Origin of the sequence: Megasphaera sp. UBA4382 (assembly GCF_002391155.1) — a bacterium.
Classification (GTDB): Bacteria; Bacillota; Negativicutes; order Veillonellales; family Megasphaeraceae; genus Megasphaera; species Megasphaera hexanoica.
The window spans coordinates 23,197-34,861 of the sequence record NZ_DGRS01000056.1 but is presented as its reverse complement, the minus strand read 5'-3'; the positions used below and the strand labels follow the sequence as shown (position 1 = coordinate 34,861).

Below are 11,665 nucleotides of genomic sequence, written 5' to 3'. Positions count from 1 at the left end.
CATGATGAGCCGAATCCGGAGATGACTTCGTTTATCTTCCGGGAAACGCTCATGAGCCACCTGCTCATCTGGGGCAATGCTTACGCCCAGATCATCCGCGACCGATTAGGGCGGGTACAGGGACTATACCCGCTCAGGCCGGACAAGATGACCGTCTGCCGGGATGACCGGGGAAAGATTTTTTATCTGTATACCAAGACGGGAGATGAGAATCCGAACATCAAGCCGTATGGGCAGGTGGCCCTGCAGAAGGAAGAAGTGCTGCATATCCCCGGCCTTGGGTTTGACGGCCTGGTCGGTTATTCGCCGATTGCCATGGCCCGCAATGCCGTGGGCATGACCATGGCCTGCGAGGAATACGGTGCCTCTTTCTTTGCGAACGGGGCCAGCCCCAGCGGGGTGCTGGAACATCCAGGCGTTCTGAAGGATCCGGCCAAAGTCCGGGATTCGTGGAATGCCGTCTACCGGGGGACGGGCAATGCCCACAAGGTGGCTGTGCTGGAAGAAGGCATGAAGTACCAGCAGATCGGCATCCCGCCGGAAGAAGCACAGTTCCTGGAAACACGGAAGTTCCAGCTCGATGAGATTGCCCGGCTCTACCGCATCCCGCCACACATGATTGGCGACCTGGAGAAAAGTTCCTTCAATAATATTGAGCAGCAGTCCATGGAATTTGTGAAGTACACGCTGGATCCATGGGTCATCCGCTGGGAACAGGCTATGCAGAAAGCCCTGTTCCTGCCGGAAGAGAAGAAACAGTATTTCCTCAAGTTCAACGTGAACGGCCTCATGCGCGGCGACTACGAGAGCCGCATGACCGGGTACAGCATCGGCCGACAGAACGGCTGGCTGTCCGCCAACGATATCCGGGAGATGGAAGACATGAATCCCGTCCCCGATGAGGAAGGCGGTAATCTGTACCTGGTGAACGGCAGCATGACCAAGCTTAAGGATGCCGGGGTCTTTGCCCGGAAGGGAGAAACGAATGAAACATAAATTTTGGAAGTGGGTGACCAATGCGGCCCCCGATGCCTTCGGTAGTGAACGGACACTGTACCTGGACGGCCAGATCTCGGACGAGACCTGGTGGGGCGATGAGGTGACGCCGAAGGCGTTCAAGGAAGAACTGAATGCGGGCAGCGGCGATATCACCCTCTGGATCAACAGTCCGGGCGGTGACTGCTTTGCCGCTGCCCAGATCTATAACATGCTCATGGATTATCCGGGGAACGTCACCGTCAAGATTGACGGACTGGCTGCTTCGGCGGCCTCTGTCATCGCCATGGCCGGAACCAAGGTCTGTATGTCGCCAGTGGCCATGCTGATGATCCATAATCCGGCGACCCTGGCTTATGGCGACCAGGCAGAGATGGAAAAAACCATCGGCATGCTGAGCGAAGTCAAGGAGAGCATCATCAACGCTTACGAAATCAAGAGCGGCCTGGCCCGCACGAAGATTTCGCACATGATGGATGACGAGACCTGGCTCAACGCGAAGAAGGCGGTAGAACTTGGCTTTGCCGATGAAATCCTGTTCGACCAGAAGAAGGGAAATGAAGAACAGCCGGAAGCCATGCTCTACAGCCCGGCCACCGTCACCAGTTCCTTCGTACAAAAACTGAAACCACATGAACCTGTCAATAAAGTGCCAGCCGCTTCCCTGGAGAACCGGCTGGCATTGCTCATTCATTAAGGAGGACAACAATGGATACGATTTTAGCACTGCGTGAGAAACGCAAGAATCTGTGGGATGCCGCCAAGAATTTTCTGGATACCGTCCGTGATGAGAACGGCATGGTCTCTGCAGAAGATGCGGCTCGCTACGACAAGATGGAAGCGGATGTAGTAAATCTCGGCAAGGAAATCGACCGCCTGGAACGCCAGCAGCAGCTCGACGCCCAGCTTGCCCAGCCCACTACTACACCGATTACGGAATTCCCTGGTGCAGGCCAGGGCGGAGTGGAAAAGAAAGGCCGTGCGTCCGATACTTACCGTAAGGCCTTCTGGGACAGCATCCGCCATAAGAACTTCATCGATGTACAGAACGCCCTGAGTGCAGGCACCGATGCTGATGGTGGCTATCTGGTACCGGACGAATTCGAACACCAGCTCATCGATAAGCTCCAGGAAGAGAACTTCTTCCGCGGCCTGGCGACGGTCATCCATACCAGCGGCGACCGCAAGATTCCCATCGTGACGGGTCATGGCGAAGCGTCCTGGATGGAAGAGAACGGCCTCTACCCGGACAGCCAGGATACCTTCGGCCAGCAGTCCATCGGGGCGTACAAGCTGGGGACGGCTATCCGTGTGTCGGAAGAACTCCTGAACGACAGCGCTTTCGACCTGGAAAGCTATATCGCCGGTGAATTTGCCCGTCGTATTGGCACGAAGGAAGAAGAAGCCTTCCTCACCGGTGACGGGAAGAACAAGCCGACTGGCGTGTTCCCGTCCGCGGAGCTGGGCGTGACAGCCAATGGCACATCCATCACCTTTGATGATGTCATCGACCTGTATCACTCCCTGCGCATCCCGTACCGCCGCAAGGCCGTATGGCTCCTGAACGATGCGACCATCAAGGCCTTGCGCAAAATCAAAGACAACAACGGCAACTACATCTGGCAGCCGTCTGTCACGGCCGGTATGCCGGATACTATCCTGAACCGTCCCTGCTACTGCACTTCCTTTGCACCGGAACTGGCGGCGGGCAGCCGTCCCATGCTCTTCGGGGACTTCAGCTACTACTGGATTGCCGATAGGGAATACCGCTCCTTCAAGCGGCTCAACGAATTGTATGCTGCCAACGGCCAGATCGGCTTCCTTGCCAGCCAGCGCGTCGATGGCATGCTGATGCTCAAGGAAGCGGTCAAGGCCCTGGAGATGAAAGCGAAGGGATAAGCCATGATTGTGACGCTGGAAGAAGCCAGGGAATATCTGCGGGTTGATGAAGATGACACGAGTAATGATGACGTCATCCAGTCTTCCCTGGAAACGGCCCAGGCTCTGTGCCTGGACCTGGCCCGCTGCGAGGAAGCGGATGCCGAAGAGAATCCCGTCGTGTTCCATGAAGCCATCCTCTATGCCGCCGCTTTTTTGTATGAACACCGGGAGGAAGCGGACTACGCTGGCCTTCTGAAGCGGCTGCGCTGGCTTCTTTTCGGGGTCCGGCGGAGCTGGTTTTGAAAAGGGGGGATGCCCATGAAGACGGGGCTTTTGAACAAACGGATTGAGATTCTGGGAAAGCAGGCCGTGACGGATGAATATGGTTTCGATACTCAGGCCGACGTCGTAGTGTACCGCTGCTGGGCATCCATCGAGCCTGCCCGGGGCAAAGTGTTCTATGAGATGGAACGCAAAACGGACACGGAGTACAGCAAAATCACTATCCGCTGGCGTCCGGGCGTCACCCACGATATGAAGGTGAAGTATCAGGATCACTTCTACGACATCGACACCATCGTCGACCCGTACATGCGCCATGAAGCACTGGAACTGTACTGCACGGAAGAAGTGAGGGGGACGGGCAATGAGCGGAAGTGACTTTGAGGTCAAAGGATTGGATGACCTTTCAGAAAAACTGTTTTCTGCTATTGAAGAGTTTCCCGGCACTGCCGAGAAGGGCCTGGTGACGCTTGGCAACAAGCTCAAGAAGGAGTGCGTAAAAAACACGCCGGAAGGCAGCACGGGCAAGCTGAAGAAAGGCTGGAAGCATAAGGTGGAAGGGTATAACGGCTCGGAGCTGACCTATGAACTGGTCAACAGGCATCCGGTCCATCACCTCTTGAATAACGGCCATGTCAAGAAAACGCCGGGCGGCAGGACCGTTGGCTATTATGAAGGCCAGCACTATACGGAGAAATCCGTCAAGCAGTTCGAAGCCAGCGACTTGCAGTCGGGGCTGGAGAGACTCACGAAGAAGCTCCTCAAGAAAGCAGGCGGCACATGATCCATGATCTCGATATTCTGCAGGCGGTGCAGCAGAAATTCAAAGAGCGGTTCCCGTATCCCGTCTACCTGCAGGAAGTCAAGGAAGGCTTTGCGCCGCCGGCCTTCTTCCTGAAGACAATGACGGTAGCGACGCCGCAGAAAGAAAACGAGGTCTACCGGGATACGGACCTCTACATTACGTATCTGCCGAAGAAGCAGGAAAAAAGCACGGCCATCTACGCCGTGCTTTTTGCTGCGGAAAATTTATTCCGGGACGGACTGAAAGTCGGCAACCGTTATCTCCCTGTCGTGTCTATGAGTGAGGAGCTGATGGGGACGGACAATGACGGCGGGCGTCTGACGCTGACCTTCCAGTACTATGACGTCCGGGAAAAAGAAGAAACGGCAGAAATCATGAAGGTATTGCATCAGCGGTACCAGGGAAAGGAGACGTAACCCATGAAAATGCCATCCATCAATATCGCGTTCAAAGAAAAAGGCATCAGTGCCGTCGAACGCAGCGAACGCGGTATTGTCCTTCTGATTCTGAAAGAAGAGACACTGCCGTCCCAGACGGAAGTGAACCTGTATACGGCAGATGACATTCCCAAAGAACTCTCAGACAGCAACCGTGAGCAGCTGGAACTGACCCTTCGCGGCTACGTGAACAGTCCGAAGAAGGTCATCGCCGAAATCATCAGCAAGGATGCAGAAGATTATACCGATGTCCTCAAGGCCATCGAGAACAAGCGCTTCGATTACCTGGTCATCCCGGACATCGAAGAAAACCACATCGACACCATCGCGACCTGGATCAAGGGGATGCGGACGAATAAGAATAAGCGCATCAAGGCCGTCCTGCCGGACTGCACAGCGGATACGGAAGGAGTCATTAACTTCGTCAATCAAGTCATCCGCACGAAAACGAAGACCTACACGACGGCCCAGTACTGCGGGCGCATCGCGGGTATCATCGCAGGAACGCCGATGACCATTGCCTGTACGTATGCGCCGCTGCCGGAAGTCATTGGCTGCGACGTCTGGACGAAGGAAGAAATGGATACCATGACGGATGCCGGTAAGCTGTTCTTCTTCTTTGACGGGGAAAAGGTCAAGCTGGGCCGCGGCATCAACTCCCTGGTCACGACAGTCCAAGGGAAAGGCGTATCGTTCCAGAAAATCAAGCTCGTCGATTTAATGGACATGATGTATGACGATATCCGCACCACAGCCCAGGACCATTACCTTGGCAAGTATGCCAATAGCTATGCCAACCGATGCCTCCTGGTGACGGCTATCCAGGGGTATCTTGACCAGCTGGCTCAGGAGGGCCTGCTGGAGCAGGGGCAGAATACGGCTTATATTGATGTGGAATCCACGAAGATTTGGCTGGAATCCAATGGCAAGTATACGAAAGAGGAACTGGCAGACATGTCGGAAATGGACATCAAGCTGGCCAATATCGGCAGCAATGTCTTTATCGCCGTAGATGCTTCCCTCCTGGATGCCATGGAAGATGTCACGATTGCCGTCAATATCTGAGGAGGTGAAGTACAGTGAACAGCATGGAAGCCAAACGGGTGATGAACGGCAAATATGCCGACCTCTATATCGACGGCGACCTCATGGCCGAAGCCACAGCTTTCAAGGCCGAGGTCACCCTGACCAAGGAAGAAGTGAAGATGCTCCGCCATGTCGGCAAGGGCTACAAGGTCACGGGCTATGACTGCAAAGGGCAGCTGAAGCTCCATAAAGTCTCGAGCTACATGATCAAGAAGATGAACGACAACATCAAGGCGGGCAAGCAGACCGTCGTGACCATCGTATCTGTCCTTGACGATAAGGACGCTATTGGCAGCGAACGCATCGTCATCAAGGATGCGACCTTTGACAGCCTGATCCTGGCCGACTGGGAAGTGGACAAGATGGGCGAAGAAAGCTACAGCTTCACCTTCTCGGACTGGGACCTCTTGGATTTAGCATAAGGAGAACAAGCACATGAATATGGTAGACCGACTGCTGAAAGCAGATGTAGTGAACAAGCTGGCCGAACGGCCTGAAAAGAAGGTGAAGATGGAACGGCTCTCGAAGCTGTTCGGATTCGATTTTATCATCACGCTCCGGGCCATCGACCCGGAACGCTACGCCGATATCCAGAAGATGGCCGTGGACTTCACCAACGGCAGCGCCGACAATATCGACATTTATCAGATGCAGACCCAGACGCTCCTGGCGGGGATTGCCGATCCGGACCTCAAGAACAAGGATCTGCTGAAAAAATTCGGGGCCGTACTTCCTGGTGACATCATCCGCAAGCTCTTCCTGGCAGGCGAGATTGCCGACCTTACGGCACAGATTACAGAACTTAACGGCTATACGACCCAGGAAAAGGCGGACAAAGCCGTAAAAAACTGATTCGGACCGATGGCGAGGTGCAGGCGATGTATCTCCTGTTCCGGGAGCATCACCTGCTGCCGTCAGCGGTCATGAAACTGGGATACGGCGAACGGCAGGTGCTGTATGCTTTTATCCGCTATGAGATGGAAGAACGCGATAAAAAAGTATCTTCAGCATTATCGGATTAACTGCTGAAAATACGGCTATCTGCCATAAAGTCATAAGGCAGGCTCAAGCCACTTAGATATTTCATAGACGAAGTCGCTTTTTTTCTTGCATTGTGGGTGGCCGACACGTAGTACATGAAAGGTTTGATTGCCCAGAGTGGAAATGGCTTCCTGCCAGGGCATTTTTCTTTTCCCAATGTCTTTAGAACCGTTGTAATGAATATTATAACGGTCAAAAACGTTAGGGATGTAATCGTCATAATACCAAGATGTATAAAAAATGATATGAGTAGGATGTATTACCTTTAATTCCTGCTGAAGGACTTTTAGGTTTAGGATACAGTTGGATTTTACAAAATCTGAGGTAGTATCCTTTCCTCCAGAATTGTTGCATTTGACAATATTGGTAAATGCGATGTGTTCTATAGAATCGTCACCGAATATTCTCTGAGTGATAGCACGAGTATAGCTCCAATATGGCCAGCTTTTGTTCCACAGAGATTCACGGGTATATTGAAAGGGATTGCGGAAGCCGTCTTCAATCGTGCCGGGATTGTTTCTGGCATTTTTACCGACAAATAGAATTCTCTTGGAAGTTTTATTAAAATCGGAACCTACGCACCAGCAGCCAATCGGTAAGGATAAATGTTCTTTCTTGTGACATTCTTCACAGATTTTGCAAGTACCAAGCTCCATATGGTGATATCGTTCAGCTAATCTTTTTTCTGTTTCATTGAAATAGCGCATTGGAATTCCTCCGTAACGATAGACTTCTTTTATCTTACTATATTTTTAATATCTGTAACAACATTGAGAGGTGAAACAGCATGGCCAATAATGTCATCGATGCCGCCATCCGGCTGCGGGATTTGTTCACGCCGACCGTGCGTAGCGTCAATGCCAGCCTGGGGACCATGAAGACCCAGATGGCGGCGGCGAAACAATCGGTCAGCGGACTGTCGGACAAGCTGACGGAGCATGAGCGCATGCAGAAACGGACGGCGAAGAGCATCGAGCAGACGGGAAGCAAGATTTCCGGCTTATCAGACAAGATGGCCTTGCTGTCAGCCCCCATCTTGGCAGCCGCAACGGCAGGCTTCAAGCTGCACAGCGACTTTGCCAACGGTATCGCCAAGATTTCGACTTTGGTCGACACGACGGTCGTTTCCATGCAGAAGGTCAGTGATGAGATTCGTGCTGTCAGCGATGAAACGGGCGCAGGTGTCGCTGATCTTTCGGAATCGGTCTACCAGGCCATTTCCGCTGGTGTCGATGCGGCCCATGCCGTGGGCTTTGTCAAAGACATGACAATTGCTGCGAAAGCCGGCTTCACCGACACGACGACTGCCGTTAACGGTGTGACCACGGTCCTCAATGCCTATGGAAAATCGGCAGAAGAAGCCACGGCGGTGACGGACCAGATGCTCCTGGCACAGAACTTCGGCAAGACATCCTTTGGCGAGATGGCCCAGTCCATGGGCAATGTCATCCCCATTGCGGCACAGCTCAATGTCAGTACCCAGGAACTGTTCGGTTCCATCGCCGTCCTGACCAAGAACGGTATCCAGACCAGCGAGGCCATTACCGGACTCAAGGCGGCTTACAGCAACATCCTGAAGCCGTCTGCCGAAGCGGCGAAACTGGCTCAGTCCCTTGGCCTTGAGTTCAATGCGGCTCATCTGCAGAGCGTGGGCTGGGTGAAGTTCCTGGACGAAGTGAAGCGGGCGACAGGCGGCGATGCCGAACAGATGGCCCAGCTCTTTGGCTCTGTCGAGGGCCTGAACAGCATCCTGGTCCTGACGGGCAAGGGAGCCGGGGACTTCGATAAGGTCATGGACCAGATGGCCCAGTCTGCCGGTATGACCCGGGAAGCTTATGAGAAGATGCTGACCCCGTCGGAGCAGATGCAGATTGCCATGAACCAGCTGAAGAATGCCAGCATGGATTTAGCGGTGTCGTTTACGCCGTACTTCAAGGTCATGTCGATGCGCGTTAAAGAATTGGCCGCCTGGTTTCGTGCGCTTACACCGGAACAGAAAACGCTGATCGGCCAGGTGGCTTTTGGCATCGTGACCTTCCAGCTCTTCGGTTCCACCCTGGGGCGGGTGCTGGCGGTCGGCGGCAGGGCTTTTGGTACTTTCAACTCTATTGCTACGGGCATCAGCAAAGCCGGCAGTGTCTCGAAGTATCTCTCGACTCAGTTCAAAGGACTCATTCCGGTCTGCCGAGGCATTGCCATCGTGGCCAGGGGCATGGGCAGTACCTTTCTGACTGCCGGACGCATGATGATCACCATCATCCGTGCCGTAGGCGCCGCAGCCATGGCCAATCCCATCATTATCATTATTGCTGCGATTATTGCTGCCTTGTACCTTCTGTGGAGAAATTGGGATACGGTTTCGCAGTATATCGAACAGGCTATACAGGCTGTATCGGACGCCGTCGATGCCGGGATGCAATGGATTACCTCGGCCTGGGACGGGGCCATGAACGGTATCAGCGAGACGGCCTCCAGTATCTGGGAGAGCATCAAGGACACCTTTCGCAGCGGTGTGAACTGGGTCATCGACCAGGTGAACGGACTTATTGCCAGCGTCAACGGCCTGTCCATCGACATTCCGTCTCTGACGGGCGGGGCGCCGACCCATGTGGGATTTGATATCCCAAGCATCAGCCACTTTGAAAGCGGCGTCGAGAACTTTCGTGGCGGCTTTGCCGTCATCAATGAAGACCGCCGGGGCGAGCTGGTCCATCTGCCCAACGGCAGTACGGTCGTACCTCATGATGAAAGCATCCGCCAGGCCATGAACGCAGGCAGCGGCGGTATCACCATCCGCATCGATACCATGAACGTCCGCAGCGAGCAGGACATCGACGCCGTCGCTGAAAGGCTCGTCGAAAAAATCCGGCTGTACGGCATGAACCGCATGAAAGGAGCGACTATCTGATGAGTCCTTTCTTAGCATCCCTGTTGAATGCCATCGGTCAGGCTGCGTCTTCTATTACCATATCCCTTTCCTCGGATACGGCAACGGTGGTCTTTCCCGTCCTGCCTTCGGAGCTGATGGTATCCGTCAATACGAATCATGGTACGGTGAACATCAATAACTTCGGCGACTACCTTATGATGGGAAAGACGGGACTCAAGACGCTGACCCTTTCCGGCTTTTTCCCGGCTCAGGATTATCCTTTTGCTATGATGAATCTCGCGCCCTATACATACATTGCCCAACTGGAAACGATGCGTACCGGTGACAGCGTCTGTCAGCTGACGGTATCAGACACGCCGCTTTCCATGCCCTGCCTGATTTCGTCCTTCAAGTTTGGTGAAAAGGACGGCAGCGGCGATGTCTATTACGAGCTGGGCCTGACAGAGTACCGCTACGTCACAGCACCGGAGACGGGAAAGACCGATGCTGCGACAGGGCTGAAGAAGCGGCCGGAGTCGTTCTGGTCGAAGATGAAGAAGAACATCACCTATTATCCCGGTGACAGTATCGGCAACGTCGTGGGCCGGGCCGTGGGGAAATCGGTGACGCTCAACAATGAGCAGTTCTCGAAGTTCCAGATCTATCGCAGCATCGTCCGTAACGGCGGTCTTTCGCCCGGGGATATCATCCGCCTGACGACGATGAACCTCAAAAGGAATGATGAAAATGTTCCAGTTGCAAAGAATCAATAAGAAAACCAATACCAAGGATGCTCAGACGGAAGGCCAGAAAAAGCCCGAGAACGCAGACCTTACGGGCTGGCTGATTTGTGCAACCTGGTCCGGGGACGTCGAGCAGGCCGGACGCAGGCTGGAATTCGACCTGGCCTATACGACGCGGGATAAATCTTGGCAGAATCCGGAACTGGAACTGGGGGACGAGGTGCTGTTTATCCACATTGACGATAAAACGCAGCAGACTGTCCACCTGTTCCAGGGACGTATTTTTGGCCGCAGCCGGGAGAGCGGCTCTTCCGTGATGCATTTTACAGCCTTTGACAATATCGTCTATCTGGCCAAGTCCCGCATAACCAAGAAGTACACGAACGTCACAGTGGCCGACGCCATCCGCCAGACCATCAATGACTTTTCTATTCCGGCCGGGACTATTCCCGACCTGTCCGTCACCTGCAATTTCATTGCCGATGATATCTCGGCTACGGAGGCTATCAAGCAGGCATTATCCTATCAATCCGCACAAGATGGCAAGGGATACCATATCTACATGACCGAAGGGAAGCTCAACGTGGTCTGCATGAACGACCAGGTGGTGGAAGATTTCCTGATCAGCGATGTGACAAACCTGACCGGCGCTTCCGTGTCGGAGTCGGTCGAAGACATGGTTTCTAAGGTCATCGTCGTCGACAGTGCCGGGCAGACGAAAGGCGAACTGCCCAATCAGACGGATATCGACCGATTCGGTCTCATCCAGGCCATTTGCAAGGCCGACCCCAAGCAGGACGATGCCTCGCAGGCAAGGGCCATGCTGAAGACCGTCGCCCATGACATGTCCATTCGGGCCATCGGTCATATCCAGTGTATCGCCGGGTTTTCTGTCTCAGTCCAGGAAGAACAGCTCAAGGGCCAGTTCTTCATCAAGTCAGACAGCCATAAAATCGAAGGCAACAAGCACCTGATGGAGCTGCATCTGGTATTCAACAAACTGCTGGATGAGCAGAAACAGGAACTGGACAGTACATCGTACAATGCCAACCCGGATTATGTGCCGCCAGCGGAAACGGAATCGACATCTTCTGTTTCTACAGGTGGCGCTGTGGCTGGCAGCAGTGTGGTCGATGCGTGCATGGCCAATTTCGAGGGTACCGTTTCTCCCTATGGCTCAGAAGGCTGTGTCGACCGGGCGACCATCGCCGCGGCGGGCTATTCCCCTTTTGCAGCGCAGGAATATAACAATGGCGTGAAAGGCTGCGACCAGCTCCGGGCCGATGCCGAAGCGCAGGGTCTGGCTATCCCTTATGACCCGTCGCAGCTCGAAAAGGGCGACATCATCATGTACAACCGCTACAGCAAGCCGGATCCGAACTGGCATGTCGTCGTCTATGACGGGAGCGGCGGCTGCTGGGGCAACAGCTCCAATGTCTATGGCTGTTTTCATCACTACGAAGGCAGCATCGATATGGGAAGCGACTATTATCCGGCAACGATTATCAAGACCTCAAGGGGGTGA

The 11,665-nt window shown here is 54.0% G+C and carries 15 protein-coding genes; 14 read left to right on the top strand and 1 reads right to left on the bottom strand.

Annotated features, from left to right (window positions below):
* From B4H10_RS06730 to B4H10_RS06680, 11 genes are all read left to right on the top strand, one after another.
* Positions 1-996: phage portal protein (locus tag B4H10_RS06730; protein WP_292018501.1), on the top strand; the 996-nt coding region annotated here is incomplete at its 5' end.
* Positions 986-1,693 carry a head maturation protease, ClpP-related gene (locus B4H10_RS06725; RefSeq protein WP_292018500.1) on the top strand — a complete coding sequence of 236 codons (708 nt, stop codon included), beginning with the start codon at positions 986-988 and terminating at the stop codon, positions 1,691-1,693. The genes B4H10_RS06730 and B4H10_RS06725, both read left to right, overlap by 11 nt.
* 11 nt (positions 1,694-1,704) lie before the next feature.
* Positions 1,705-2,895: a phage major capsid protein gene (locus B4H10_RS06720; RefSeq protein ID WP_292018499.1), complete on the top strand. Its 1,191-nt coding sequence runs from the start codon at positions 1,705-1,707 to the stop codon at positions 2,893-2,895.
* Positions 2,896-2,898: 3 nt separating this feature from the next.
* Positions 2,899-3,180 (top strand): head-tail connector protein, encoded by a 282-nt coding sequence (locus B4H10_RS06715; protein WP_292018498.1) that lies wholly within the window; start codon positions 2,899-2,901, stop codon positions 3,178-3,180.
* 15 nt (positions 3,181-3,195) lie between these two features.
* On the top strand, positions 3,196-3,537 hold the full coding sequence (locus B4H10_RS06710; protein ID WP_292018497.1) for a phage head closure protein: 342 nt from the start codon (positions 3,196-3,198) through the stop codon (positions 3,535-3,537).
* Positions 3,524-3,943, top strand: a complete 420-nt coding sequence (locus tag B4H10_RS06705) for an HK97 gp10 family phage protein (RefSeq protein ID WP_292018496.1) — start codon at positions 3,524-3,526, stop codon at positions 3,941-3,943. The genes B4H10_RS06710 and B4H10_RS06705 overlap by 14 nt, the downstream gene beginning before the upstream one ends.
* On the top strand, positions 3,940-4,380 hold the full coding sequence (locus B4H10_RS06700) for a phage tail terminator family protein (RefSeq protein ID WP_127007604.1): 441 nt from the start codon (positions 3,940-3,942) through the stop codon (positions 4,378-4,380). Before B4H10_RS06705 ends, B4H10_RS06700 begins: the two co-directional genes overlap by 4 nt.
* A gap of 3 nt (positions 4,381-4,383) precedes the next feature.
* On the top strand, positions 4,384-5,466 hold the full coding sequence (locus B4H10_RS06695; RefSeq protein WP_292018495.1) for a phage tail sheath subtilisin-like domain-containing protein: 1,083 nt from the start codon (positions 4,384-4,386) through the stop codon (positions 5,464-5,466).
* Between the two features lie 23 nt (positions 5,467-5,489).
* Positions 5,490-5,909: a phage tail tube protein gene (locus B4H10_RS06690; protein WP_014128573.1), complete on the top strand. Its 420-nt coding sequence runs from the start codon at positions 5,490-5,492 to the stop codon at positions 5,907-5,909.
* 13 nt (positions 5,910-5,922) lie between these two features.
* The gene (locus tag B4H10_RS06685) at positions 5,923-6,339 is read left to right on the top strand and encodes a phage tail assembly chaperone (protein WP_292018494.1); all 417 of its coding nucleotides are present in this window, start codon (positions 5,923-5,925) and stop codon (positions 6,337-6,339) included.
* Between the two features lie 26 nt (positions 6,340-6,365).
* The gene (locus B4H10_RS06680; protein ID WP_014128571.1) at positions 6,366-6,509 is read left to right on the top strand and encodes a hypothetical protein; all 144 of its coding nucleotides are present in this window, start codon (positions 6,366-6,368) and stop codon (positions 6,507-6,509) included.
* 30 nt (positions 6,510-6,539) lie between these two features.
* Here B4H10_RS06680 and B4H10_RS06675 read toward each other — a convergent pair whose 3' ends face one another.
* On the bottom strand, positions 6,540-7,235 hold the full coding sequence (locus tag B4H10_RS06675) for a hypothetical protein (RefSeq protein ID WP_278968587.1): 696 nt from the start codon (positions 7,233-7,235) through the stop codon (positions 6,540-6,542).
* Positions 7,236-7,315: 80 nt separating this feature from the next.
* On the opposite strand from B4H10_RS06675, the gene B4H10_RS06670 reads away from it, so the two are divergent.
* The 3 genes from B4H10_RS06670 to B4H10_RS06660 are packed head-to-tail and all read left to right on the top strand — an operon-like array spanning position 7,316 to position 11,665.
* Positions 7,316-9,436 (top strand): phage tail tape measure protein, encoded by a 2,121-nt coding sequence (locus B4H10_RS06670; protein WP_292018493.1) that lies wholly within the window; start codon positions 7,316-7,318, stop codon positions 9,434-9,436.
* Positions 9,436-10,170, top strand: coding sequence for a hypothetical protein (locus B4H10_RS06665; protein WP_292018492.1), 735 nt, complete (start codon positions 9,436-9,438; stop codon positions 10,168-10,170). The genes B4H10_RS06670 and B4H10_RS06665 overlap by 1 nt, the downstream gene beginning before the upstream one ends.
* Positions 10,145-11,665 (top strand): XkdQ/YqbQ family protein, encoded by a 1,521-nt coding sequence (locus B4H10_RS06660; RefSeq protein ID WP_292018491.1) that lies wholly within the window; start codon positions 10,145-10,147, stop codon positions 11,663-11,665. The genes B4H10_RS06665 and B4H10_RS06660 overlap by 26 nt, the downstream gene beginning before the upstream one ends.